General features: G+C 37.3%; 22 protein-coding genes. 19 read left to right on the plus strand and 3 right to left on the minus strand.

Annotated features, from left to right (window positions below; genetic code table 11):
- Nucleotides 1–132 precede the first annotated feature (132 nt).
- Both C9J36_RS02305 and C9J36_RS02310 read left to right on the plus strand, forming a co-directional pair.
- On the plus strand, nt 133–792 hold the full coding sequence (locus tag C9J36_RS02305) for a methyltransferase domain-containing protein (protein ID WP_107942130.1): 660 nt from the start codon (nt 133–135) through the stop codon (nt 790–792).
- A gap of 28 nt (nt 793–820) precedes the next feature.
- Nucleotides 821–2,833: a sulfatase-like hydrolase/transferase gene (locus tag C9J36_RS02310; protein ID WP_107943060.1), complete on the plus strand. Its 2,013-nt coding sequence runs from the start codon at nt 821–823 to the stop codon at nt 2,831–2,833.
- Nucleotides 2,834–2,993: 160 nt separating this feature from the next.
- On the opposite strand, the gene C9J36_RS02315 is transcribed toward C9J36_RS02310, so the two are convergent.
- Together C9J36_RS02315 and C9J36_RS02320 are read right to left on the minus strand one after the other, a co-directional pair.
- A complete protein-coding gene (locus C9J36_RS02315) occupies nt 2,994–4,010 on the minus strand; it encodes a hypothetical protein (RefSeq protein ID WP_107942131.1) in 1,017 nt (338 codons plus the stop codon).
- A 113-nt stretch (nt 4,011–4,123) separates the two neighbouring features.
- Nucleotides 4,124–4,822, minus strand: a complete 699-nt coding sequence (locus tag C9J36_RS02320) for a hypothetical protein (RefSeq protein WP_107942132.1) — start codon at nt 4,820–4,822, stop codon at nt 4,124–4,126.
- 720 nt (nt 4,823–5,542) lie between these two features.
- On the opposite strand from C9J36_RS02320, the gene C9J36_RS02325 reads away from it, so the two are divergent.
- From C9J36_RS02325 to prfB, 11 genes are all read left to right on the plus strand, one after another.
- Nucleotides 5,543–5,938 carry a flagellar protein FlaG gene (locus C9J36_RS02325; RefSeq protein ID WP_107942133.1) on the plus strand — a complete coding sequence of 132 codons (396 nt, stop codon included), beginning with the start codon at nt 5,543–5,545 and terminating at the stop codon, nt 5,936–5,938.
- A 20-nt stretch (nt 5,939–5,958) separates the two neighbouring features.
- Nucleotides 5,959–7,563 (plus strand): flagellar hook-associated protein 2, encoded by a 1,605-nt coding sequence (locus C9J36_RS02330; protein ID WP_107942134.1) that lies wholly within the window; start codon nt 5,959–5,961, stop codon nt 7,561–7,563.
- A 17-nt stretch (nt 7,564–7,580) separates the two neighbouring features.
- The gene (locus C9J36_RS02335) at nt 7,581–7,943 is read left to right on the plus strand and encodes a flagellar protein FliT (protein ID WP_107942135.1); all 363 of its coding nucleotides are present in this window, start codon (nt 7,581–7,583) and stop codon (nt 7,941–7,943) included.
- 83 nt (nt 7,944–8,026) lie between these two features.
- The gene (gene fliS / locus C9J36_RS02340; protein ID WP_107942136.1) at nt 8,027–8,431 is read left to right on the plus strand and encodes a flagellar export chaperone FliS; all 405 of its coding nucleotides are present in this window, start codon (nt 8,027–8,029) and stop codon (nt 8,429–8,431) included.
- Nucleotides 8,432–9,164: 733 nt separating this feature from the next.
- The gene (locus C9J36_RS02345) at nt 9,165–9,710 is read left to right on the plus strand and encodes a competence protein ComK (RefSeq protein WP_066165076.1); all 546 of its coding nucleotides are present in this window, start codon (nt 9,165–9,167) and stop codon (nt 9,708–9,710) included.
- Nucleotides 9,711–9,869: 159 nt separating this feature from the next.
- Nucleotides 9,870–10,274: a flagellar export chaperone FliS gene (gene fliS, locus C9J36_RS02350; RefSeq protein WP_066165080.1), complete on the plus strand. Its 405-nt coding sequence runs from the start codon at nt 9,870–9,872 to the stop codon at nt 10,272–10,274.
- A gap of 203 nt (nt 10,275–10,477) precedes the next feature.
- Entirely contained in the window at nt 10,478–10,873 is a 396-nt protein-coding gene (locus C9J36_RS02355; RefSeq protein ID WP_107942137.1) for a PilZ domain-containing protein, read from the plus strand.
- Nucleotides 10,874–11,003: 130 nt separating this feature from the next.
- Nucleotides 11,004–11,549 carry a ribosome hibernation-promoting factor, HPF/YfiA family gene (gene hpf, locus C9J36_RS02360; protein WP_066165085.1) on the plus strand — a complete coding sequence of 182 codons (546 nt, stop codon included), beginning with the start codon at nt 11,004–11,006 and terminating at the stop codon, nt 11,547–11,549.
- 138 nt (nt 11,550–11,687) lie between these two features.
- Nucleotides 11,688–12,563: a nuclease-related domain-containing protein gene (locus C9J36_RS02365; protein ID WP_107942138.1), complete on the plus strand. Its 876-nt coding sequence runs from the start codon at nt 11,688–11,690 to the stop codon at nt 12,561–12,563.
- 285 nt (nt 12,564–12,848) lie between these two features.
- Complete coding sequence (secA, locus tag C9J36_RS02370; RefSeq protein WP_066165091.1) at nt 12,849–15,356, plus strand: preprotein translocase subunit SecA; 2,508 nt, start codon at nt 12,849–12,851, stop codon at nt 15,354–15,356.
- Nucleotides 15,357–15,500: 144 nt separating this feature from the next.
- Nucleotides 15,501–16,605 (plus strand): peptide chain release factor 2 gene (gene prfB, locus C9J36_RS02375; RefSeq protein WP_107943061.1). Its coding sequence is split into 2 segments (ribosomal slippage): nt 15,501–15,572 and nt 15,574–16,605, totalling 1,104 coding nucleotides; the frame shifts between segments, so codons are not numbered across the junction.
- 88 nt (nt 16,606–16,693) lie between these two features.
- Here prfB and C9J36_RS02380 read toward each other — a convergent pair.
- Complete coding sequence (locus tag C9J36_RS02380) at nt 16,694–17,185, minus strand: competence protein ComK (protein WP_161956371.1); 492 nt, start codon at nt 17,183–17,185, stop codon at nt 16,694–16,696.
- Between the two features lie 196 nt (nt 17,186–17,381).
- Here C9J36_RS02380 and C9J36_RS02385 point away from each other — a divergent pair, with 196 nt between their 5' ends.
- The 6 genes from C9J36_RS02385 to ftsX all read left to right on the plus strand — a co-directional run bounded on the left by C9J36_RS02385 (nt 17,382) and on the right by ftsX (nt 26,063).
- On the plus strand, nt 17,382–17,642 hold the full coding sequence (locus C9J36_RS02385) for an IDEAL domain-containing protein (protein ID WP_066165100.1): 261 nt from the start codon (nt 17,382–17,384) through the stop codon (nt 17,640–17,642).
- A gap of 269 nt (nt 17,643–17,911) precedes the next feature.
- Nucleotides 17,912–19,894, plus strand: a complete 1,983-nt coding sequence (uvrB, locus tag C9J36_RS02390) for an excinuclease ABC subunit UvrB (RefSeq protein WP_107942140.1) — start codon at nt 17,912–17,914, stop codon at nt 19,892–19,894.
- 6 nt (nt 19,895–19,900) lie between these two features.
- Nucleotides 19,901–22,771, plus strand: coding sequence for an excinuclease ABC subunit UvrA (gene uvrA / locus C9J36_RS02395; protein WP_107942141.1), 2,871 nt, complete (start codon nt 19,901–19,903; stop codon nt 22,769–22,771).
- A gap of 113 nt (nt 22,772–22,884) precedes the next feature.
- The gene (locus tag C9J36_RS02400; protein ID WP_066165109.1) at nt 22,885–24,084 is read left to right on the plus strand and encodes an SHOCT-like domain-containing protein; all 1,200 of its coding nucleotides are present in this window, start codon (nt 22,885–22,887) and stop codon (nt 24,082–24,084) included.
- A 406-nt stretch (nt 24,085–24,490) separates the two neighbouring features.
- Nucleotides 24,491–25,177: a cell division ATP-binding protein FtsE gene (gene ftsE, locus C9J36_RS02405; RefSeq protein WP_066165112.1), complete on the plus strand. Its 687-nt coding sequence runs from the start codon at nt 24,491–24,493 to the stop codon at nt 25,175–25,177.
- Nucleotides 25,167–26,063, plus strand: coding sequence for a permease-like cell division protein FtsX (gene ftsX / locus C9J36_RS02410; protein ID WP_066165205.1), 897 nt, complete (start codon nt 25,167–25,169; stop codon nt 26,061–26,063). The genes ftsE and ftsX overlap by 11 nt, the downstream gene beginning before the upstream one ends.
- The last annotated feature ends 96 nt before the right edge of the window (nt 26,064–26,159 follow it).

The following is a 26,159-nucleotide window of genomic DNA, read 5'->3' on the forward strand; positions in this document are numbered from 1 at the left end:
ACATATTAGTAGTAGCATACTTGGATTATATAGAGAATCAATGAACTGCCAAAGTACTTTTTATTGTAAAATTTAACTTACAAAGTACAAAGTTTGTAAATCGTTGAAAATTGACAAAGAACGGAGAATAAAATGAGTTATATAAATAGAGAATACTGGGATCAATTTTATAAAAATACTAAGGGATTAAGCGATGCTTCGACATTTAGTGAGTATATTTTAACTAGAATTAAAAATCAACAATCTCAAATTATAGTAGTTGATTTAGGGTGTGGTACAGGAAAAGATAGCTTTAACTTTGTTAAAAATGGCTTTGAAACAATTGGCGTAGACGGTTCGGAAGAAGTAACTAAAATTAACAAGAGTAAGGTAAAAACAATGTCGGTAGCTAATATTGATTTTTATTGTATAGATTTAAGTGACAGAGTTAAAGTTACAACTTTGATGAAGAGTTTTAATGAGTCTGCTAAAGTAAGTCGGAAGAAAATATTATTCTATACACGTTTTTTCCTACATGCTATACCTGAACAAGTTGAAGATATTTTGCTCGAAAATATACATGTCAATATAGATGTTCCATTTTTGTTAGCTTCAGAATTTAGAACAAAGGAAGATGCTGATTTAGATAAAATATACGACAATCATTATAGAAGATATATTGACACTGATGAGCTGCTAAGAAAAGTATTGAACCTTGGATTTTCGGTACAAAGCTTTACTAAGGGACGTGGTTTATCAGTTTATAAAAATGAAGATCCGTATTTAGCAAGAGTTATTGTTGAAAAACAATAAAATAAATTATATTTGGGAGATTAAAAGTATGCTTACGAGTGATTTGATAATAAATTATAAAAATGAAGTAGAGGAAGTGAGACTTCTTTTAAATAGCGGCTTATTAAAAGAAGCAAAAGAAAAATTAGATACTTTTAAAATCTTTAATGAAGTGTATTATTCTATGTATTCTAGCTATTACTATTTGAGTGGGGATTATCAGGGAGGAATTTGTCTTTTAAAAGAAGCAATTGAGCAAATTCCGTTTTCTTTTGAAATTACATATAATTTAGCAATGCTTAAAAGTGCAGCAGGAGATTTGGTGGAAAGTCTTACCTTATTTGCGGTTTGTGGAAAAATTGCCTTAAATGAAACAGATAAAGAAGAGGCAATTGAACAATCGAAGAATATTCTCAACGAAATGAAAAAGCATCCAGATTTTCCAACTCAAGAAGTTTTGAAGTACTCAAATTTAGCTGAAAAAATATTAAATGAAAGAGATGAGCGAACTTATCCTATTAATCGTTTTAATGAGAGCTTGATTAAAAGAGCTGTAAAGAATAGAGAAGGTGATTCCTACCTTACTGAGATGTATAAATCTATGCATATAAAGAATGTGGATAACAACAGCAGATACTTCTTTAAAACTGAGATGCTACAAGGGAGAGTTTCTAATTCTTATTCATTTACTATTGAAAACCTAACTACCTTACCTATAGCTGTATTTGATAATTATGATGATATTCATGTGAAAGGACCTAAAAGGAAATTTATTTTTCCCAAAAATACTTTAACAGCAAATCAATATAATTATTATACATTTGCTGACAGTGGAAGTTACACAATTTATTCAAAGAAGCTTTTTTTTATCGGAAATCCTATCAATTTAGCACCAGCTAAAAAAGATGTTCAAGTAATTGTTTCTATTTTTGTGGATGGTCTCGCAAACACAGCAATTGAAAATAAACTAGAGCAATTAATGCCAAATACGTTTAAATTCTTTTCGAAAGGTTATATCAATAACAATTGCTATACGTCAGGCGACTGGACGTTACCTAGTGTATCAGCAATTTATACAGGGAAAACAACAATTAATCATGGTTTATACCATCCTTTTTATCATTATGAATTAAATAAATATAATCGATTATTTACGGAAGATTTTAAAGAGCAAGGTTATTTAACGGCTCAAATTAATAATGACTGGCGTGTAACACCGACTTATGGCTATTTACAAGGCATGGATCGCATTATTTATCAAACATCGTTGGGCGGTCTTTGGGCAGGCGAAGTTGTGTCAGAAGCAATAGAGCATTTGGAGACGTTTAAAGATAATAATCATTTCCTATGGGTTAGTCTTATGGACTTACATGATGTTGCTGATGAAATCAATAATGATTTAATGAGTCAAGTGCATCTGCCTTCAGAATTTAAGCAGAAAAAAAATCTTGGTCCGACATCCGTATTGTCCAAATTTGATACTAATAAAATCAAAAAGTATGATGTTGAATTACAAAGAATAGATCTTCATTTATCAAGTTTATTGAGTTATTTGGAAAATACATTTGGCATGGAAAATATTTTAGTTTCTCTAATCTCTGACCATGGTCAAACTTATTTAAAACAAGATGATTTCCTACTACATGAACCAAAACGTAAGGTTCCATTTATGTTAGCTGGTAGCAACATTAAACCTCAAATCAGTAATGAATTAAGTTCAATTACTGATATTTTTCCTACGATGGCAAGTATTGTAGGTGTCAAAGTTGATTCGCAAGAAGGGCGAGTTTTAAGGGATTTTGGTGGAGAAGGTCGAGCGTTTGCCCTTACAGAAACACTACATCCCAAGCAACCTTATTTGGTAGCCATTACAGATGAAGAACATATTTTTAGATTTAAGACAAAAAATAACGTAACAGACAATACATTAATTGATTTAGAGCACTATGAGGCAAAATTATTAAATAAAAATGATTTGGCTGACGTGACAGTAGAAAATAAAGAGAAGTTAAAGAAATATTGTGATATGGTAATTGAGCGTGCGAGTAAATTACAGATTTAATTTTGACTTAGCAACCGTTAAAATAGCCATAAGTTTATCAAAAGAAGAAACTGAGAAATTAAGAATTGAAATTTAACGACTTCTCCTATTTGACTATTAAAACTTATCAGTAAAATTAAATAGCCCAGTGAAAAATTTCCCTCTGGGCTGTTTATTATCATTACAGCTGAACTAAATTAAATCGCAATTGCGCGTTAGTATCATTAACAATTTGGTAATCCGTTATATCGTTCGTTACAACTGTAATTGGAAGTGGTGTTTGAGCCACTAGCTCTGGGAAGACATTTGTAAATGTTGATGTGGCTGGGATGCCTAGCGTGATTATGACTTTTAGTTTATTGTCAAGAACAGTAGCATCTAGGCTAGAACCACTTGGCATAATCGTTAAGACTTGTACACTTTCTGGAATGTTTAGTGTAAACGTAAAGGTAATTTCATCTAAGCTGACAGCTGGTGTTGATATGCTATATTTTAACATATGCGGTGTTTCGGCTGTCACTGTGATTGTATAGTCTGCATTGACAATAATCTTTAATGTACGCTCGAGTCCATTTGGTGATTCAAACGTAATTTTCTCTTCACCAACTGCTAGTGCATACACATCATTACCTTCTATATGCAAAGTTGTTGATGCTTCATTTAACGTATGGCTAGCAAACGTAGTCCACTCCAAAGCTTCTAAAACATTCGCTTTTATTTCATCAAATTGATTTGTTGCGAATGTTCCGCTGTATAAAGTCTTCTTTGCCTCTTTAATGGCAGAAACAATCACTGTTTCTGTAGTATTTCCATAAACGATATTGTTTGTTGTATCAACATAGACATTTTCTGTCGGAGTAACTATTTGCAAATTGGTTAATGTACTAGCAAACGTAAATTGATTGAATACATTTGATTCGCTAATTTCATAGCTGTTTCCGAGCTTTGTTACTTTTATTTCAACGTATTTTATCGTTCCGGCATTATTTACTTTGTAAATACCTGTGACGACTGCTTTTGCTAGCCAGTTGCTAGCGTCAAGTGCAACCACATCTTCACCTTGCATATGCACAGCGTCTGTTAGTGAGGTTGCTAAGCCGATTGGTGAGCTCGTAATTTGCTCATTGCCTGTGCTAGCTGTGATTCCATTCAATGTGTAAGAGGTTGGGTATGTTGTTTCGCTCGTAGCGTAAATCATCGTTTTATTCCGTCTTCAGCGAATTGTAAGCCAGTAACATTTGTGACTGTGCCTGTGACCGTGTGCGCGTCATAAATAATTGGCGCTTGGATGTGTAAGTTATTGTCAGCAATTTACGCTTGCACTTTTACTACCTTATATTGATTCATCACTTTGACAACAAGGAAGGATTCATTTAGGTCCTCAAAGCTGACATCTAGTCCTGTCATGTCTGGCTGTGCTTTCGCATTACCAGCTGTTGCAAGTACGCTGATACTAGAAGTGAATTGGTCATAGCTAATCGTTTGGGTCAAGTAGGCAAATTTATAATCATCTGCTCTTACGTTTAATTCAAATAACCCAATCAGACCGTTACTGCCTTCTACAATGAGCTCGGTTGTACTAATTTCACCAGGATAAACTGTGATTTCGCCATCTTTAACTGTGACGATGCCTCGAGTCGATGTGAAAATTGAACCGTTTGGTTGTTTAATTGCTGTTGGGTAGAATCCAACTGTACTTGTATAATAGTTTGACACTGGAATAGAATGTGTCACTTTTAGGCCATTGTCATTTATTACAGTTACCTGTGCTTGAATGGAACGCGTGCCATCTGAAATAATAACGGTTGCTGTCCCTACATTAACAGGTGTGAGCGTAATTTCGTTGTTGTCTATGCTTCCTCTGACAATCGATGCACCTGCCTTACCGATAATGGATTGACTGTTAATTGTCACTGCTGTGACAGAGGATACTGTGAAAATTGCTGATACATCAATTGTGTCTGTTGACAATTTTTTGTATTCGATTGAGCCATCTTGCTTCACTGTCACTTGGTATTTCGCGCCATCAACTGTAATATTTGTTGAGCCGAAATCACTTGCAATGACAAGGCGATTATTTGCTGCGTCCGCTTTTAAAAGTAGGTATTGCTACGACTTCTGGTAATTCAGCTTCTATACGGGCTTGCGTTGTGTAAAGGGCATTATTCGTAGCAGTTAGGTTGTGTAACAGGCGTGTTGATTATGAAAATATTGGATATGGATGCGTGTTTTTCAAGGTAGAGAATGCACTGTTAATAAAGGATTTACTTGTTGATTGGAGTGGAGGGGACGAGTGCTCCTGCGATTACTCGTCGCAAAGCAAAGCCTTCCAGCAGGACAAAGGGTAGGGAGGCTAAAACCGCCTCGTACGCCTCCATGACCAACATCCTGTTGGCCTCGAGCTGAAAATCTATTTATTTCGGTGACAACCGAAATAAATTAGTTGAAGCCGTGCCTGCGGAAAGCGTCTCCCGCAACGGAAATCAACAAATTTCCTAGGCTCTTTTTGTAAAATAAAGGATAATCAACACACCTGTTTGTGTAATTCATCCTTTAAATTTATACGTAGGTAATATCGAAAAAAATTTTTGTAATGTAACATATGTCCTTCAGATATTCTAAATAAGTTAGGTGAAATGTACTGAAAAGTATTTTTAGTCCTATAAAATTGAAAAAAATGACCGATAAGAGTAATAACTAAGTTCATTTTGAAACAGGGAGGTTAATTAAATGCGCATAGGAACTCAAGGGGATGTAGCTATTCAAACTACTAAACTTCCAACAGCATCAAATAAGATTGATGTGCCAAAAGTTGAAGTGCAAAAAAATACAGTGACTGAAAATGCAATTAAAAAACCAGTAGTTCAATCACAAAGTACAGAGGAGCAAAAGGATGTTGTTTCCAAGGATAAGCTACAAGAAGCGGTAGATTCAATCAATGAATTTTTACAAATACAGCATAAGGCTTCCAAATTTGTCTATCACGAAGGGCTAGATAAATATTATGTACAGCTAGTAGATACAGATACAGAGGAAGTTATTAAAGAAATTCCGCCTGAGCAAATTTTAAATGCTTTTTATGAATTGAAAAAACTAGCAGGTATGATTGTAGACGAAAAAATTTAATTTTTAGGAGGAAATAAGTTATGGTAATGCGTATTGGTGGTTTAGCATCTGGGATGGATATTGATAGTATTGTAGAAAAGTTAATGCAAGCAGAAAAAGCTCCATTAAATAAATTATATCAAAATAAACAGAAATATGAATGGCAACGTGATGCCTATCGTGATGTAAACAAGCAATTAAAAGCTTTCGATGATTATATACAAAAAAACATGATGTATAAAAAAGACTTTGCGAAGAAAGTTGTAATTAGTTCAAATAGTGCAGTGTCTGCAACACCAACATCTGCTCAAAATGGACAAACATTAAATATTGATCATATTGAAAAGATTGCGCGTGCTGGCAATACAACTGGCGGAGATGGCATTATTGCTGCAGGTACTGAAGGAACGAAAAAGTTAAGTGAAATTGGCGGCATTACACCTGGAACGGTTGAAATGTCCGTTCTACAAACAGATGGAACATATAAAGATGTGACACTTACGTTTTCTGAGAACGATTCAATCAATGATGTGATTTCAAAAATTAAAAATGGTGATGATGGCAAGGGAACAGGTTTGAATGCCTTTTATGATAAGGCATCAGGGAAAATTTCTATATCTACCCAAGCTACGGGTGCAGGCGAGAATTATAAAGAGGCAAGATGGGATCAAGCTTCAAGCGAGTATACATTTGCTGATACATCAGCTAGTGTTGTCATTAAGTCTGATGCTAATAATTTCTTTGATAGCCTTGGTTTTGGAACGAAAGAATTACGTGATCCAGCAGATAAAGAGGGACCAAGCGTAGGTAAGAGTTTAATTACAAATGGTGAGAATGCAAAGTTAACAGTGAATGGTATGGAGATTGAACGTCAGTCGAATACATTTGAATTAGATGGCTTTACAATCACATTAAATAATACATTTAATGGCGCTGGTTCACAGCCAATCTCATTAACTGCTAAAACAGATACTGATAATATGGTTGATAAAATTAAAGAATTTGTTGAAACATATAACAGTTTAATTGATTCTTTAAACTCGCAAATTAAAGAGAAGAAGTATCGGGATTTCCTTCCATTAACAGAGGAACAAAAGAAAGATATGAAAGAGAAGGAAATTGAAGCATGGGAAGAAAAAGCAAAATCAGGTCTTCTTCGTGGCGATTCTATTATCCAAAGTGTATTATCAAATATGCGTACAGACATGTACTCTAAAGGTGCAGCTTCAAATGAGGAATTTAACGCGCTCTTCAAAATCGGTATCACGACATCAAGTAAAACTTCGGAAAATGGTAAACTAGAAATTGATGAAGACAAATTACGTGCTGCTATTGAAAAGGATCCAGACGCTGTTTATAGCCTATTTTCAGGTACGGTAGAAAATCCCGGAATTGCGGATCGACTACAAAAGTCAATTAAAACAGCTACTATAAATATTGAGAAAAAGGCTGGTAAAGCAGATTCTGTTAATAACACATTTAATCTTGGTCTTACATTGAATGATGTGGAAACACGTATTGAAGCTTGGAAAACTAAGCTAGCTAACATTGAACAACGTTACTGGAAGCAGTTCACTGCTATGGAAACGGCAATTAATAAAGCAAACCAGCAGTCGTCAATGTTTTTCGCAGGTCAAACTCAATAATTGGAGCTAATTTCTAAATGGAACAACAATTACAACAGTTACTTCAAATTTCTGCAAAATTATATGAAAAATTAATTTCGAACCCGGAAGAAACCAAACGTGATGCGTTCATTGAGGAGATTAATGCCTTATTAGATCAACGAGGCAAAATTATGGAGGAACTCGTACAATCTGGATTCGCTTATAATTCGGGAGTTAAGACCCATCAAATGTTACTTGAATTAGATAAAGGAATTCGAAATAGACTTGAACGTGTTATGTCATCAATTAAGGCAGACATGAAGGAGCTACAAACTTCTAAAAAATCTGAACAGCAGTATCTAAATCCTTATTCGCATATTCAAACGATGGATGGCATGTACTATGATAAGAAAAAATAGTTAAACGATAAAACATATAGTATTGAAACGTTGGAACAGATTAAGATATAATTATAATAGTAGCTTCAAAGGGAGTGTCTAGATTGGCAGCACAAACAAATGCTTTTAATGCATATAAACAAAATAGTGTAACAACCGCTTCACCAGGTGAGTTAACATTAATGCTGTATAATGGGTGCTTAAAGTTTTTAAATAAAGCAAAGCAAGCAATCGATGAAAAGAATATTGAGGGAAGAAACCACTATATTCAGCGTTCTCAGGCGATTATTGCAGAACTTATGTCAACGCTCAATATGGATATCGAAATTTCAAAACAGATGTTACCATTATATGAATATATGAATCGTCGCCTTACAGAGGCAAATATTAAAAATGAACAAGCAATTATCGAAGAAGTAGAAGGCTTAGTAACAGAATTCCGCGATACATGGAAGGAAGTACTAAAAATTACGCGTCAGCAGCAATTTGGTGGCGCACAGCAAGTATAATTAGCTTTATTTGGCCGCATGAAACGGAGTAAATCCGGTTTTATGCGGTTTTGTTTTGCATAATTTCAAGAAACATCTGCTTATCAAAGGGAATTCGATAAAAATATGGATTTCCTTTTTTAGTGACTATTTTTTCAAATAGCAAAAAATGAGTCAAAAAGCACAATTCATTTTGTCTAATTTTGAAAGCTTTTGTCGGATTAAGAAATTGTTAATAAAATATGTAGACACAATAGGTACAATGGTATACTATATAAAAAATCAGAGAAATATTACACAATTTACCTGTTCATCTAATTTATTGGTCTTTACAAATGAGAGCTATAGATGACCAAAAAAGATTGTAGGGGGAGGGCATGTCGCACAAGAAATCAAATAGAATTATTTTCGAATAACTTTTTTGTAGTAGCAGTTTTTCATAGTGAAGGGTATTTTAGGTCTATATAAGACGAAATATTAGGCATGTTTAGCAGAGAAAAACATTTTTTATAGGAGACTCATCAGTTGATTGTAAGATAGGGCGTCTTCAGTATGAACAGTACGGACCAAAATAAATTAGTTGAAGCTGAAAGCTTTCGCGTAACGGAAATCAACAGATTCGTAGTATTCTCTGTAAAATATTAGTTAATTAAATCGCCTAGTAAAATATATCTTTCTTAAAAATTTTCGGTGCAAAGTATACTAATAATATTTAAAGTATATTCCTTTTAGGAACAGTAGAGGGGGAAATGGCATGGAATTATTGAAAAATTATATTTTTACTACTGAAACAGCAATGTTATATGAGGCTACAAATGAGTTTGCAGAGCCTTTTTCTATTGTTATTGAAAAGCATCGTGTAGTGTATGTCGCTATGTCGAAGCAGAAGTTATTGGAGTATAATTTAAAGCATTTTGGGTCGAGTTATCGAGGAGCAAGGGATGGTTCGCGTGCGGTTTTAGGGAATGTGCATATGTACCCAATTGCGGTTAACCCAGCACAAAATATTTATTGGTTTCCAAGTGAATCTATTACCTCCTCGTCGAGTATTTGGATTGCATTACATTGCCTCTGCCATTATGAGGATGCTGGTAATGAGCGAACGAAAATTATTTTAACAAATGGGAGAAGTTATTTTGTACCTGTTTACTACAAAGCATTTAAGAAGCGTGTAGACCATGCTCATTTATTAAAATCGAAGATGGAGCAACGTGCTCAGCATATGGCGTTGCTTATTTTAGAGCGCTTATCGGAATATGAAACAATTGATTTGAAAACAGGGAATCTCCCTCTTAGTTAAGACATTTCACAAAGCTTTTACCCCTAAATACTCAGAAGTATTTTCAAATATTAGGGTAAATTATCCTTATCATTTCACAGAATTGTTGCTTTTTTACTATCTAATGCTATTTTTATAGTGTAAAATATAGTGAATAAAGCAAAAAGGGGATGTCAACCATTGTCAGCACATACATCTGCATATAATGCATACAAGCAAAATAGCGTTACAACAGCATCGCCGGGTGAGTTAACACTTATGTTATATAATGGTTGTTTAAAGTTTTTAGTAAAGTCAAAAAGAGCAATTGAAGAGAAGAAATTCGAAGAGAAAAATACAAATATTTTAAAGGCACAGGCTATTATTGCTGAATTAATGTCAACTTTAAATATGGATATTGAAATTTCTAAGCAAATGCTGCCATTATATGAATATATGAATCGTCGTTTAATAGAAGCAAATACAAAAAATGATTTAGCAATCTTAGAGGAAGTTGAAGGGCTTGTGACAGAGTTTCGTGATACGTGGAAAGAAGTGTTGAAAATTACACGTCAGCAGCAGTATAGAAATACACAGCGAGTATAGAAAGAATCAATATCCACAAGGCATTAAATATGCTTTGTGGGTATTTACATATTATTCAATGTAATTATTTCACTATATTTCAGTCTTTTATATTTAGGTATAAAGACATATCAGGTGTGTTTGTAAAATAGTGATAAAGATGATAGACGATTGCTAGCTCTTTATGAATAATGAGAGTATGAGTAATCGTTAGGAGGGTTTATATGTTTTTTAAAAGGCAAGAAAGTTTTCGCTTTTCATTTGATGAGCCGATACCAGCGAAGGTGAAAATGCTTGTAGATGGACAGCCAATTATGAAAGATGGTGTCGAAATTTTTGATGCAAGTATATTAGATATAAGTCCCCGCGGTGTTAAAGTGTTTTCAGAAGTAAATTTTAATGAAAGCGGCAAGCAAATCCCGCTTCTTGAAGTTCAATTTATTTTAGATTCAAGTGAAATTACTGGGGTTGGTGAGGTTGTTTGGACTAAAGTATTTGGGCAAGGAAAGCAGTACGGGATTATTTTTCAAAATCAATCGTCGCTGGAAGATTTGATTATTAGCGAATTAAAAGTACGACGGAAAAAAGAAGTAATACAAGCAAAAATGTCAAAAATGTAATTGTTTTTCGATTTCATTTTTAGGGTAATAAAAAAATGTCGATATTTGAAAAAGAATTTTAAAAAAAGAAGGAGAATTCTTTACAATGTCGAAATAAATTAATATAGCCTTAAATGAAGGAGGAGTTCATATGCTAAACTTTAATATTCGTGGAGAGAACATCGAGGTAACTCCAGCGATTCGTGAGTATGTTGAAAATAAAATCGAGAAGGTCGAGCGTTATTTCAACGATGATATGAACGCAAGCGCTAACGTTAACTTAAAAGTGTATAACGATAAACAAACAAAAGTCGAAGTGACAATTCCGATGAAAAACTTAACGCTTCGTGCTGAGGAGCGCAATGGCGATATGTATGCAGCTATTGATTTAATCGTTGATAAGTTAGAGCGCCAAATCCGTAAACATAAAACAAAGGTAAATCGTAAATTCCGTGAACGCGAAGGAGCAGGGATATTTTTCGCAAATGTTACACAAAGTGAGCCTGCTGAAGAAGAAGAGTACGCAATTGTTCGTACGAAACAATTTAACTTAAAACCTATGGACCAAGAAGAAGCTATTTTACAAATGAATATGCTTGGTCACGACTTCTATATTTTTACAGATGCAGAATCAGACAGCACAAACATCGTTTATAAACGTAAAGATGGGAAGTATGGTCTAATCGAAACAAATTAAATGAATGAAGAGGGCGTCCAAAAAGCCGTGCAGTTGCCGGAGTTTTGGGCGCTAATATTTTGTATTTTGAGCGATTTGGCGAGCACTACTCGCTACGGAAATCAATATTCTATAAAATATTTAGTTAGGAGGAATTAGATGATTGTTTTGCCACGTGAAAGACCGGTAAGGGAGGCGGTACTAGCAGCCGCAGTTCGTCGAGGCTTTTCAGAATTTAAAGAGGAGCTTATTCGCGTACAGCAAGGGTTAGCTGGCGAGTTTTATGTTGACCGTCAATGGCAAGATATGCAATTGCATGAACCTTATTTTTTACTCCACGATTTTCAAATAGATGCCCATCAAATTGATACTATTTTCCTTTGTCGAAAATTTCTTCTCCTATTAGAAATAAAAAATATTGCAGGACGGATTCATATAGATGGAGCGACCCATCAATTTACTCGCAAGCTCGGCGACGGCAGCGAGCAAGGTTTTCGCAACCCACTGAATCAGGCACAGCGTCATCAACGTATGCTTGCACAGTATATTTCTACATTGCCAATTTATTATGTTGTTGTATTGGCTCACTACAAAACAATCATCGAGCAGATGCCACCAAATACCCCAATTATTCATAGCAGTGGACTAGAGTTGCATGTTCGCAAGCTTTTGGCCTCTCATAAATCTATTTTATCCAATGAACAGCTTAAGCAGCTATTACATCAATTATTTCAAATGTGTACTACTCACAGTCTACGATTAAATATTAATATCTCTTCCATACGAAAAGGCGTACTTTGCAACAATTGTTCTGTAACGATGTATTATAAGCACGGTCAATTTACTTGCCCTAAATGTAATGGTACCTTAGTACAAGAAGCGCTACATGACTATGCCTTGTTAGTCGATGAGTGGATTTCCAATGAAAAATTAAGAGTCTTCCTCAAAATCGACTCCATCCACGCCGCCAAGCGCTTACTAAAAAAACTAAATTTACCACACGAAGGACAAAAAAAAATCGGAGATATAAAATAATTAAATAGTGAAACGCCAATAGAATCACAGAAATCGCCAATAGAATCTCGAAAAGCGCCAATAGACTCAAGAAACCGCCAATAGCCCTCCCAGCAAGTGCCATGCCTCCCGTGGGAAGTGCTAGCAACCCCAGAATAATCCCCATGTAGCCAACGCAAAAAATATGTCACCAATACAAACTTTTTCGCAATTGAGAAAAATACAAAAAACACGCGCGTCCATTTGCACCACATATATATATAATGCTAAAATGAAGGTTAGAGAAAATACAGGAAGTGAAAATAGATGTTAAATATATTAAATAAAATGTTTGACTTTAATAAAAAAGAATTAAAGCGTTTGGAGAAAAAGGCGGATGCTGTTGAGGCGTTAGCTAGTCAAATGGAAGCATTGCCTGATAGTGCTTTACAGGCGAAAACTGAAGAATTTAAAGCACGCTTCCAAAAAGGAGAGACACTGGAGGATTTATTGCCGGAGGCGTTTGGTGTTGTGCGTGAGGCATCACGTCGTGTGCTTGGGATGTATCCATTCCGTGTGCAAATTATGGGTGCTTCTGCTTTAAATGATGGAAATATTGCGGAGATGAAAACCGGTGAAGGGAAGACCCTAACTTCTACATTAGCCGTTTATTTGAATGCATTAACTGGCAAAGGTGTGCATGTTGTTACGGTGAACGAATATTTAGCGAGTCGAGATGCTTCTGAAATGGGCGAGCTGTTCCAATGGCTCGGCCTAACGGTAGGCTTAAACTTAAATAGTTTATCTAAAGAGGAGAAACGAGAGGCTTATGCGGCTGATATTACTTATTCTACAAATAATGAGCTCGGCTTCGACTATTTACGTGATAATATGGTGCTTTATAAAGAGGAACGTGTGCAGCGTCCGTTGCATTTTGCTGTAATTGACGAGGTTGACTCGATTTTAATTGATGAGGCGCGTACACCATTAATTATTTCAGGACAGGCCGGTAAAACAGCGCAACTTTATGTACAATCAAATGCTTTTGTTCGGATGTTAAAGGCGGAGGAAGATTTTAACTATGATGAGTCAACAAAGGGTGTGACGCTAACTGAGAATGGGATTGAGAAGGCAGAGCGAGCATTTGGGATTGACAACTTATTTGATTTAACGCATGTTCGATTAAATCATGCAATCAACCAATCGTTAAAGGCACATGTATCGATGCATGTGGACGTTGATTACGTGGTGCAGGAAGGTGAAGTTGTTATCGTTGATGGCTTTACGGGTCGTTTAATGAAGGGACGTCGTTATTCAGATGGTTTACATCAAGCGATTGAGGCGAAGGAAGGCTTAGAAATTCAGAACGAGTCGATGACAATGGCGACGATTACGTTCCAGAACTATTTCCGTATGTATGAAAAGCTAGCTGGTATGACAGGTACAGCAAAAACAGAGGAAGAGGAATTCCGTAATATTTATAATATGGATGTTATAGTTATTCCTACAAACAAGCCAGTTGCACGTGATGACCGACCAGATTTAGTTTACGCTACAATGAAAGGGAAGTTTGAGGCGGTGGCACGTGATATCGCTGAGCGCCATAAAGCAGGACAGCCTGTGTTAGTAGGTACTGTTGCCATTGAAACATCGGAAATTATTTCTACATTGTTAACGAAGCATAAAATTCCACATAACGTATTAAACGCCAAAAACCATGAACGTGAGGCGGAAATTATCGCAGATGCTGGTAAAAAAGGCGCTGTAACAATCGCTACGAACATGGCTGGACGTGGTACAGATATTAAGCCTGGCGAAGGTGTTCTAGAGCTAGGTGGTTTAGCTGTAATCGGTACTGAACGTCATGAATCTCGCCGTATCGATAACCAGCTACGTGGGCGTTCTGGTCGTCAAGGAAATCCAGGTGTGACGCAATTTTATTTGTCGCTTGAAGATGATTTAATGCGTCGTTTTGCTTCGGAAAATATGAAATCGGTAATGACAAAGCTTGGAATGGATGACTCACAGCCAATCCAATCGAAAATTGTGTCGAGAGCTGTAGAATCAGCACAAAAGCGTGTTGAGGGTAATAACTTTGATGCACGTAAGCGATTATTACAATACGATGATGTATTACGTCAGCAACGTGAGGTTATTTATAAAGAGCGTCAAGATGTAATTGAATCTGAAAATATGCGCGCACTTGTTGAAACGATGATTCGTGAATCAATTGAAAATGCCGTGGCGCTTCATACGCAAGGTGAGGAAAAGGATTGGAACCTAGAGCCGCTTGAAGATTATATCGCAGCAAATTTACTTGATGAAGGAAAAGTCACTGTGAATGATTTACAGGGCAAAGCGCCAGATGCGATGATTGAGGTCATTTATGCAGCTGTACAAGAGCGTTATAACGATAAGGAAGAGCAGTTAACGCCTGAGCGCATGCGTGAATTTGAAAAGGTTATTTTACTTCGTTCCATTGATACGAAATGGATAGACCATATTGATGCGATGGATCAACTGCGCCAAGGGATTCATTTACGTGCATATGGTCAAACGGATCCACTTCGCGAATATCAGCAAGAAGGGTTTGCGATGTTCGAGGATATGGTTGCGGCTGTGCGTGAGGATGTAGTGAAATATGCAATGAAGGCTGAAATTCGCAGTAATTTACAACGTGAAGAAGTAGCTAAAGGGCAGGCTGTTAATCCAAAGGAAGAGGCAGCACCAAAGAAAAAGGCGCCTGTTCGTAAAGCAGAAAATATCGGGCGTAACGAGCCTTGTCCATGTGGAAGCGGAAAAAAATATAAAAACTGTCACGGTGTTGCGAACTAATTAGGTATAAAAATGGAAGTCGGGCTGTCTAGAAAGTAGTGCGCTAGCTATATTTTCTGCGATGAGCAATCGCAGCAGCACGCTTTTTAGGCAGTCCTTTTCTACTTCTTCATATAGAAGAAAATCAACGGAGGAATAAATATGATTGAATTAGCAGAAGCAAGAAACATTTTAGAAAATATAGCGGGGAAATTAGCTGATTTTAGGGGGTCTCTTTGACTTAGAAAATAAAGAGGCACGTATTCAGGAGCTTGATGAATTAATGCTCATGCCTGATTTCTGGAATGATCAGCAAGCGGCACAAACGGTTATTAATGAAGCAAATGGTATTAAAGCAATTGTCAATGATTACAATGAATTACTCGCGACACATGAGAATTTAGAGATGACATTGGAGCTTTTACGTGAGGAGCCAGATGAAGATTTACAAATGGAGCTAGAAAGCGAACTAGAGCAGTTTGAAGAAAAGATGGAAGACTTTGAATTGCAAATGCTGTTAGCCGATCCATATGATAAAAATAATGCAATTTTAGAGCTGCATCCCGGTGCAGGTGGTACGGAATCTCAAGATTGGGGCTCTATGTTGCTTCGTATGTACACACGCTGGGCTGAAAAGAGAGGCTTTAAAGTATCAACAATTGATTATTTACCTGGTGAGGAAGCGGGGATTAAATCCGTTACACTTTCGATTACAGGTCATAATGCATATGGCTATTTGAAATCGGAAAAAGGCGTACATCGTCTTGTACGTATTTCGCCATTTGACTCTTCAGGTCGTCGCCATACATCATTTGTATCATGTGAAGTAATGCCAGAGTTTAACGACGATATTGAAATAGAAGTGCGTTCCGAGGATTTAAAAGTTGATACGTATCGCTCGACAGGTGCTGGTGGACAGCATATTAATACGACGGACTCTGCTGTTCGTATTACGCATATACCAACAGGTGTCGTAGTGCAGTGTCAGGCGGAGCGCTCACAAATTAAAAACCGTGAAAAAGCAATGCAAATGTTGAAGGCTAAGCTTTACCAATTAGAAATTGAAAAGCAACAGGCGCAGCTTGATGAAATTCGTGGTGAGCAAAAGGAAATTGGCTGGGGCTCGCAAATTCGTTCCTATGTATTCCACCCATATTCAATGGTGAAGGATCATCGTACGAACGAGGAAACAGGGAATGTTGGCGCAGTAATGGACGGAGATATTGATGCGTTTATTAATGCTTATTTACGTTCGCGCATTATAAAATAGAAAGCTATAGGGCTATTCAGAGGAGGTTACACTTTTCTGAAAAGCCTTTTTTCAAGTGTAGAGGATAGAGGGGTGCTCATACATTAAGTTAATATAAATGTGTCCATTTTGATGTTAAGTGCTTATGTAACATCGCTGCACTGACATACTGTTTACAAAAAGATGTATATTGAATATCTAAATCGGAATCTAAAAAATTTTTGAATGTGACGTTAATTTGACCTTCTTGGTCTCGGATATTGATTAAGGAGTTGAATGATACCCAGCCGTTCAAAGGGGATTTTGGAGACATTAAAGGAAACATAACACAAGGGTCTCCGTAATTGATTGCGACGACAATGGGGAGTTTATGCTTGTTTGCGCCGAAGTATTGTTTGGAAAGCTCTATCGCTGATTGGTAGCTGCTTCCCATTTGTCTGCATGAGGCGCGAATGATTTTCATGGGACTTTGTGAAACGTAGAGACAACCGGCTTTATCAAAGACGAGTGTATGCAACCGATTGTCTTTTTTTATTGGTAAAAGTAAATAAGTTGCATTTGTAACACAGTAAGAATTTAGATGTTTAATGCTTGTATTCAAATTAGAATCTCCTCCAATAAAATAGAACAATCCACCTATCCTCTATAATATCCAGTATAATACATCTATGTTAATGAAATCAACAATAATGATGATAAAGCAATAAAAATATTTGGAAAAGATAAAATTATCAGAAAATATTGCAAATTGATTTTCTGTTCTATATAATAGAAAAAAGAGCATCGAGGTGATTAACATGGATAAATTCTATTCATACACTGAGTTTTTACGCGCGGTGGGTCAGCAAGGTACTAAAAATCAATGCGAGCAATTGTTGAGTGATATTTATCTGGACTTATTCTTAAGTAGGCTCCAAAGGCTGCAAAGAATTGAAAAATTGAAAGAGTTAATCGATGTGGCATTAGATGAAAGGAATGAACAAGATTTTTACAATTATACAAGCGAATTACGCGAGCTGGAGGAGCAACCAAATGAAGAAAGCATTGCCTTTATGTGAATCACTTAAAGGATGGCAAAAAAATAGGGCAGCATGTTAGAAAAGCGAAAATCTAACATGCTGTTTTTATTTGCATTAAAAAGCTAAATTTAATTGAGGCGTCCCAAAAGCAGGAAATACAATGCTTTTGGGACGCTGCGATGAATTAAACTTGCTTGAAAAGTAGATTTTTAAAAACCGAAGGAATATACGTTCGCTTAATTGTCGATATTTGAAAATGAATATGCTAAAATACAACTAACTAGATTGGCAAGAAGGGACGAAAAAGCATGACGGAAATTTTTGATTTACAATCGGCTTATAAACCTAATGGTGATCAACCAAGTGCCATTCAGGAGCTTGTTAAAGGCATTCGAGAAGGAATGCGGCATCAAACGTTACTAGGTGCAACAGGTACAGGGAAAACATTTACCGTTTCGAATGTTATCCAGCAAATAAATAAGCCTACACTTGTTATGGCACATAATAAAACATTGGCTGGTCAGCTTTATAGCGAATTTAAAGAGTTTTTCCCAAATAACGCAGTGGAATACTTTGTCAGCTATTATGACTACTACCAACCCGAGGCATATGTACCACAAACGGATACGTATATCGAGAAAGATTCGAGCATCAATGATGAGATAGATAAACTACGACATTCAGCAACATCCGCATTATTTGAACGTAATGATGTAATTATTATTGCTTCAGTCTCTTGTATTTATGGCTTAGGTTCGCCAGAGGAATACCGAGAAATGGTTGTTTCTATTCGCACAGGGATGGAAATAGAGCGTAATGAACTGTTACGTCGTCTTGTCGATGTGCAATATGAGCGCAATGATATTAACTTTATTCGTGGAACATTTCGGGTGCGCGGTGATGTAGTTGAAATTTTCCCAGCATCTCGTGATGAGCATTGTGTTCGCGTCGAGTTTTTCGGAGATGAGATTGACCGTATTCGCGAGGTCGATGCATTGACGGGCGAGATTTTAGCGGAGCGTGAGCATGTAGCTATTTTTCCGGCATCTCACTTCGTTACACGTGAGGAGAAGATGCTTAAGGCCATTAAAAACATTGAGGTGGAGCTGGACGAGCAGTTAACAAAGTTTCGTGCGGAGGATAAATTGTTAGAGGCACAGCGCCTAGAGCAACGAACAAATTATGATTTAGAAATGATGAAAGAAATGGGCTTTTGTTCAGGGATTGAGAACTATTCACGTCATTTAACATTGCGCGAATCGGGGGCTACACCATACACATTGCTCGACTATTTCCCCGACGACTTTCTACTCATTGTTGATGAAAGCCATGTAACATTGCCGCAGGTGCGTGGAATGTACAATGGTGACCAAGCGAGAAAGTCAGTGTTAGTGGAGCATGGCTTCCGTTTGCCATCAGCTTTGGATAATCGTCCATTAAAGTTTGAAGAGTTCGATTCAAAGATTAGTCAGGCGATTTATGTATCAGCGACGCCAGGTCCGTATGAGCTAGAGCATACACCGGAAATGGTTGAGCAAATTATCCGTCCAACAGGCTTATTAGACCCGCTAATTGATGTGCGTCCAATTGAAGGGCAAATTGATGATTTAATAGATGAAATCCATCAACGCATGGAGCGCAAAGAGCGAGTGCTTGTAACGACATTGACGAAAAAAATGTCGGAGGATTTAACTTCTTATTTAAAGGAAGCAGGCTTAAAGGTAGAATATTTGCACTCTGAAATTAAAACGCTAGAGCGCATTGAAATTATTCGCGAGCTGCGCAAAGGGACATACGATGTGTTGGTTGGCATTAATTTATTGCGAGAAGGACTTGATATTCCAGAAGTATCGCTTGTAGCGATTTTAGATGCTGATAAAGAGGGTTTCCTTCGCTCAGAGCGTTCACTTATTCAAACTATTGGGCGCGCTGCACGGAATGCGAATGGCCATGTGATTATGTATGCAGATAAAATGACAGACTCAATGCTAAAAGCGATTGAGGAAACAAAGCGCCGTCGTTCCATTCAAATTGCCTATAATGAGGAACATGGTATTACACCTAGAACGATTATTAAGAAAATTCCAGATGTTATTCGCGCAACACAAGTAGCAGAGGAAGAGGAAACATACGTAACAAAAGTGACAAAAGGTAAAAAATTAACGAAGGCTGAAATTGATAAATTGATTGCATCATTGGAAATAGAGATGAAAGAAGCATCGAAAGCGCTTGATTTTGAACGTGCAGCAGAGCTTCGAGACACAATCTTTGAATTGAAGGCAGAAAGGTGATTCCACTTGAAAAATACAGAAATCGTTGTACAAGGTGCCCGGGCACATAATTTAAAAAACATTGACGTAACAATTCCTCGTGATCAACTAGTCGTTTTAACAGGGTTATCTGGCTCAGGAAAATCTTCATTAGCATTTGATACAATTTATGCTGAGGGGCAGCGCCGTTATGTTGAGTCACTATCTGCTTATGCACGCCAATTTTTAGGACAAATGGATAAGCCGGATGTTGATACGATTGAGGGCTTGTCGCCAGCAATTTCAATTGACCAAAAAACAACGAGTCGTAATCCACGCTCGACTGTTGGAACAGTAACGGAAATTTATGATTATTTACGATTATTATTCGCGCGTATCGGTACACCTATTTGTCCAACACATGGAACGCCTATTACGTCGCAAACAGTTGAACAAATGGTTGACCGCTTAATGGAATACCCTGAACGCACAAAAATGCAGCTTCTTGCACCGATGATTGAAGGACGTAAAGGAACGCATGTAAAGCTATTGGAGGACTTGAAAAAGCAAGGCTATGTGCGTGTGCGTATTAATGGGGAGCTTCGCGATTTAGACGACAATATTGAGCTGGATAAAAATAAAAAGCATACTATTGAGGTTGTCGTTGACCGTGTTGTAATGAAGGAAGGGATTGCCGCACGTTTAAGTGATTCATTAGAGGCTGCATTACGTCTAGCTGAGGGACGTGTACTTGTCGATGTGATGGAGCATGAGGAGCTTTTATTTAGCGAGCATCACGCATGTCCACAATGTGGTTTTTCTATCGGAGAGTTAGAGCCACGCATGTTCTCCTTCAATAGCCCATTTGGTGCGTGTACTTCTTGTGATGGGCTAGGGATGAAGCGTGAGGTAGATAAGGATTTAGTTGTACCAGATTGGGATAAAACGCTACTTGAGCATGCTATTGCGCCGTGGGAGCCGACGAGTTCTCAATATTATCCACAATTATTAAAAGCGGTATGTAACCATTACGGTATTCCAATGGATATACCAATTAAAGATATACCAAAGCCACAAATGGATAAAGTGTTAAAAGGCTCTGGAAAGGAAAAAATTCAGTTTGATTATGAAAATGAGTTTGGGCATAAGCGTAGCCAATTAATTGAATTTGAAGGTGTATTGAATAATGTAGAACGTCGTTTTCGTGATACGTCCTCAGACTATGTGCGTGAGCAAATGGAAAAGTATATGGCAGAGCAGCCATGTCCAGCCTGTAAGGGGTACCGTTTAAAGCCAGAGACGCTAGCGGTGAAGTTAAGCGACAAGCATATCGGTGAAGTAACGCAGTTTTCTATTTCGGAAGCAAATGCGTTTTTTGATAGCTTAAAATTATCGGATAAAGATTTGCAAATCGCGCGTTTAGTTTTACGTGAAATTCATGAACGACTAGGCTTTTTAGTAAATGTTGGCTTGGACTATTTAACCTTATCACGTGCGGCTGGGACTTTGTCAGGTGGGGAAGCACAGCGCATACGCTTAGCTACACAAATTGGCTCACGTTTAACAGGTGTACTGTATATTTTAGACGAGCCATCGATTGGCTTGCATCAGCGCGATAATGACCGTTTAATCACGACGCTGCAAAGCATGCGGGATTTGGGAAATACATTAATTGTCGTAGAGCATGATGAGGATACAATGCTAGCAGCAGATTATATTATTGATGTTGGACCGGGAGCAGGTGTGCATGGTGGACAAATAGTTGCGCAAGGAACGCCAACAGAGGTCATGGGCAATGATTCATCGTTGACAGGGCAGTATTTGAGCGGTAAAAAATTTATTCCTCTACCTGCTGAACGACGCAAACCGGATGGCCGCAAGCTTGTCATTAAAGGTGCGAGCGAAAATAATCTGAAAAAAGTGAATGTCGATATTCCACTTGGCGTATTTATTGCTGTAACAGGTGTATCAGGCTCTGGTAAATCTACGCTTATTAATGAGATATTATATAAATCGCTCGCATCAAAATTGAATCGCTCAAAGGTAAAGCCTGGAGCGCATAAATCGCTAGATGGTATTCAGCAGTTAGAAAAGGTCATTGATATTGACCAGTCACCAATTGGGCGTACACCACGCTCCAATCCTGCAACTTATACAGGCGTTTTTGATGATATACGCGACGTCTTTGCTGTGACGAATGAGGCGAAGGTACGCGGCTATAAAAAAGGGCGCTTTAGCTTTAATGTAAAAGGTGGTCGCTGTGAGGCTTGTCGTGGTGATGGTATTATAAAAATTGAAATGCACTTTTTACCAGATGTATATGTGCCATGCGAGGTATGTCACGGCAAACGCTATAATCGAGAGACGCTAGAAGTGAAATATAAAGATAAGAATATCGCTGAAGTGCTTGATATGACAATTGAGGATGCGGTCGTCTTTTTCGAAAACATTCCAAAAATTCATCGCAAGCTACAAACAATTGTGGATGTTGGCTTAGGCTATATGAAGCTAGGACAGCCTGCAACGACATTATCAGGTGGAGAGGCACAGCGCGTAAAGTTAGCCTCTGAGCTGCATCGTCGTTCAACAGGAAAGTCATTTTATATTTTAGATGAGCCGACGACAGGCTTACATGCGGACGATATAGCTCGCTTATTAGTCGTGCTACAGCGACTTGTTGATAATGGTGAGACAGTACTCGTAATTGAGCATAATTTAGATGTGATTAAAACAGCTGATTATATGATTGATTTAGGTCCAGAGGGTGGCGACAAAGGTGGAACTATTGTTGCAACAGGTACACCTGAGGAAATTTGTGCGAATGAGGCGAGCCACACAGGACGTTATTTAAAGCCGATTTTAGAGCGCGATCGTAAGCGCATGGCAGAGCAAATTGCTAATATGGTAGCAAAATCGTAAATTCTGTAGATTGTATAGGTTTTTTCTAAGCTATTTTTGATAAAAAAACATGAAACCTTTTTCCTCCCTCGGGCGTATAACTTAGTATACAAATCAGAGGGAGGCTTTTTAATATGCAAAGTGAACGTCAACGTATTTTAAAATTAGTTGAAAACGGAACAATTTCAGCAGAAGAGGCCATTGTATTACTAGAAGCATTAGGGAAAGATGAGTCTGGACAAGCGACGATGCCAGTCGCACCTAAAGTAGAGGAGCAGCAGGCGAAAAGCGAGGACTTTAGTAAGGTTGATGATTCAGAAAAGCGTACAACATCCGGTTTTGAGGACCTATTTAATAAAGCGTTCAATGATAAAGAAGCAAATCATAAAATGAACGAATTTATGAATGATTTAAAAGAAGATTTATCTCAATTTAGCAATCGCATGATGGGCCTAATGAACGGTGCTTTTTCAAAGGTGAAGGAATTCGATTTTGAGTTTCCATTTGGCGAAAAAGTAGAGTTTAATAAAACATATGTGTACGATGCAGAGCAAGTAAAAGGTTTTGAAATTGATTTACCAAGCGGTAAGCTGACGCTTGAAAAAGCGGCAGATGATAAGGTGCTTGTGGAAGCTCATGTGAAAGTAACGAAATCAGATAATGATGAGGAACAAACAATTGCTAAGTTTACAAATGATTTTGTCACATTGAATGATGGCAAGCTGACGATTGCAACAGCAGTAAAAATGTCATCTGTTGATTTACACCTTCATGTACCGGAAAAGCACTATGATATTTTAATCGTTCGTTTATTGAATGGTAGTATGACGGCAAGCAATATTCACTCTACTTTACTAAAATTAAAAACGTATAATGGGGCAATTCGCATTGAAAAATCAGAATTCCAGCGTGCAGACTTAAATTCGGGTAATGGCATGATAGAAGCTCGTTTAGTGAAGGGGGAAGATTTAGAGGCAGAGTCAGTAAATGGTCGCATTTATATCGATGGGGATATTCAAGAAATTGAAGCAGAATCTGTTAATGGTGCTGTTACATTAACGACAAGCTCTGACAAAGCTCGTAAATTAAAGGGCTCGGCTGTAGCTGGTACAGTGGAGCTCTATGTACCAAAAGGCTTATCGTTAGATGGGCGTGTGACGACAAACTTTGGAAAAACAGATGTTGGTCTGCCAGATGTCACTGTCAGCACAAACGAAGACCAATTTTTATTAAAAACAGCACACTTCAGCAAAACAGTTGAAGGTGCACCTGTTTTAAAACTACTAGGCGAAACACGTACAGGCTCAGTAATCGTTCGCTACCATAATAATTAAAAGGGCGTCTTCAAGACACGCCCGTTAAATGAGAGAGCTTTCTTTGGGAAAGGAAGAAACACTGTGTTTAGTAGTGTTTCACCTAAATGAAGAAACGTAAATTAATTTGTCTTTGCAAAACAAGGCTGCCTTTTCGGGCAGCCTATTTTTTTATGAGCGAATTATAACTTTAGTATTATACATAACTACAGCGCTGATTTATAATGCGCTTTATCGCGAAATATTTTGTAATAATTGTTGCAAAGTAGGAGGCGTTAAAACGCTCTAAGACGTAGTTTGCAAGGGTGCGTGAAAATCAATCTATATTGACATGAAAATGTAATAGCAAGAAGCGTATACAATGTTATAATGAGGAAGAGTAAAAAAATTGTCAACTTGTGATATGACGAAATTTAGGTGGTAAAAAATGATTCAAATGAACAATGTTGTAAAAAAATATCCGAATGGTGTTGTAGCTACTAATGGTATCACTGTTGATATAAGACAAGGTGAATTCGTTTATGTTGTCGGTCCAAGTGGTGCAGGGAAGTCTACATTTATAAAATTAATGTATCGTGAAGAAAAAGCAACTTCTGGTGATGTAATTGTAAATGGTATAAATTTAACGACATTAAAGCAAAGCCGCATTCCGAAAATGCGCAGACATTTAGGGATTGTCTTTCAAGACTTTAAGCTATTGCCTCGACTAACAGTGTATGAAAATGTGGCGTTTGCAATGGAGGTTATTGAAGAACAGCCAAGAAAGATTCGTCAACGCGTGCTAGAGGTTTTAGAGCTTGTCGGTCTCAAGCATAAAGTACGTATGCTTCCTAGCGAGTTGTCTGGGGGGGAGCAGCAGCGTGTAGCTATCGCTCGTTCTATTGTGAACATGCCTAAAGTAGTGATTGCGGACGAGCCTACAGGAAATCTCGACCCTGAAACGTCATGGGAAATTATGAATATTTTTGAAGAAATTAATGCGCGTGGTACGACAATTGTCATGGCGACGCATAATAGGGAAATTGTCAATACGATTCGTCGACGTGTAATTGCGATTGAGGGCGGTATGATTGCTCGTGATGAGTACGGAGGTGATTATGGCTATGAAGGGTAGAACAATTCGCCGACATTTCCGAGAAAGTTTTAAATCATTAGGACGCAACGGCTGGATGACATTTGCCTCGATTAGTGCAGTAACTGTAACATTGCTACTTGTTGGTGTATTTGCAGTCATCATGATGAACTTAAATAAAGTTGCAACAGATTTAGAAAATGATGTTGAAATACGTGTTTATATTGATATAATCGCGGATCCTGAAGAGGCAAAGCTAGCCGAAGACCAGCTTATAGATGAAATCCATAACCTACCTGAAGTAGCTGAAGTTGTCTACTCTTCAAAAGGACAAGAACTTGATAAGCTCATTAAAGATTTTGGAGATGAGCTTAGCTTGTATGAGCAAAACAACCCGTTACACAACGTTTTATATGTAAAGGCAGTCGATCCACACGAAACAGCAAATGTAGCAAAAGCGATTGATAAGTTCGATAATACATATGAAGTGAAATACGGTGAAGGAAAAGTAGAGAATCTTTTTAACTTTATTAAAATTAGTAGAAACGTAGGTTTAGCGCTTATTTTAGGCCTGCTTTTCACAGCAATGTTTTTAATTTCAAATACGATTCGCATTACGATTGTTGCACGAAGAGATGAAATTGAAATTATGAAGCTTGTCGGTGCAACGAATTCATTTGTGCGTATTCCATTTGTTTTAGAAGGTATGTGGCTTGGTATTTTAGGCTCAATCATTCCAATCATTGCAGTATCAGTTGCCTATTACAATATCTATCAAATACTATTGCCACGTTTAAAAGGGCAAATGCTGCAAATTTTGCCTACGACCCCTTTACTTTATCAAGTAAACGGCTTAATTCTCGCTATTGGTATATTAATTGGGGTATGGGGTAGCTTTATGTCCGTACGCAAGTTTTTAAAAGTTTAACATTTCTCAATTAAATATTGGCATGTGTCGTCACAGTTTTAGGTTAACTTCTACCAACTAGCTCGAGAAATTTGGACTAGGGTTAGCTGAGGTGTA

It is taken from the genome of Metasolibacillus fluoroglycofenilyticus (assembly GCF_003049645.1).
GTDB classification, from domain to species: domain Bacteria; phylum Bacillota; class Bacilli; order Bacillales_A; family Planococcaceae; genus Metasolibacillus; species Metasolibacillus fluoroglycofenilyticus.

What these genes read in the sequence shown, in the direction of transcription:
- uvrB (WP_107942140.1), top strand. Translation starts at nt 17,912, where the DNA reads ATGACGGAAATTTTTGATTTACAATCGGCTTATAAACCTAATGGTGAT.
- C9J36_RS02325 (WP_107942133.1), top strand. Translation starts at nt 5,543, where the DNA reads ATGCGCATAGGAACTCAAGGGGATGTAGCTATTCAAACTACTAAACTT.
- ftsE (WP_066165112.1), top strand. Translation starts at nt 24,491, where the DNA reads ATGATTCAAATGAACAATGTTGTAAAAAAATATCCGAATGGTGTTGTA.
- C9J36_RS02305 (WP_107942130.1), top strand. Translation starts at nt 133, where the DNA reads ATGAGTTATATAAATAGAGAATACTGGGATCAATTTTATAAAAATACT.
- ftsX (WP_066165205.1), top strand. Translation starts at nt 25,167, where the DNA reads ATGAAGGGTAGAACAATTCGCCGACATTTCCGAGAAAGTTTTAAATCA.
- C9J36_RS02315 (WP_107942131.1), bottom strand. Translation starts at nt 4,010, where the DNA reads ATGATTTACGCTACGAGCGAAACAACATACCCAACCTCTTACACATTG.
- secA (WP_066165091.1), top strand. Translation starts at nt 12,849, where the DNA reads ATGTTAAATATATTAAATAAAATGTTTGACTTTAATAAAAAAGAATTA.
- C9J36_RS02385 (WP_066165100.1), top strand. Translation starts at nt 17,382, where the DNA reads ATGGATAAATTCTATTCATACACTGAGTTTTTACGCGCGGTGGGTCAG.
- C9J36_RS02310 (WP_107943060.1), top strand. Translation starts at nt 821, where the DNA reads ATGCTTACGAGTGATTTGATAATAAATTATAAAAATGAAGTAGAGGAA.
- hpf (WP_066165085.1), top strand. Translation starts at nt 11,004, where the DNA reads ATGCTAAACTTTAATATTCGTGGAGAGAACATCGAGGTAACTCCAGCG.
- C9J36_RS02330 (WP_107942134.1), top strand. Translation starts at nt 5,959, where the DNA reads ATGGTAATGCGTATTGGTGGTTTAGCATCTGGGATGGATATTGATAGT.
- C9J36_RS02345 (WP_066165076.1), top strand. Translation starts at nt 9,165, where the DNA reads ATGGAATTATTGAAAAATTATATTTTTACTACTGAAACAGCAATGTTA.
- C9J36_RS02365 (WP_107942138.1), top strand. Translation starts at nt 11,688, where the DNA reads ATGATTGTTTTGCCACGTGAAAGACCGGTAAGGGAGGCGGTACTAGCA.
- C9J36_RS02400 (WP_066165109.1), top strand. Translation starts at nt 22,885, where the DNA reads ATGCAAAGTGAACGTCAACGTATTTTAAAATTAGTTGAAAACGGAACA.
- C9J36_RS02335 (WP_107942135.1), top strand. Translation starts at nt 7,581, where the DNA reads ATGGAACAACAATTACAACAGTTACTTCAAATTTCTGCAAAATTATAT.
- C9J36_RS02355 (WP_107942137.1), top strand. Translation starts at nt 10,478, where the DNA reads ATGTTTTTTAAAAGGCAAGAAAGTTTTCGCTTTTCATTTGATGAGCCG.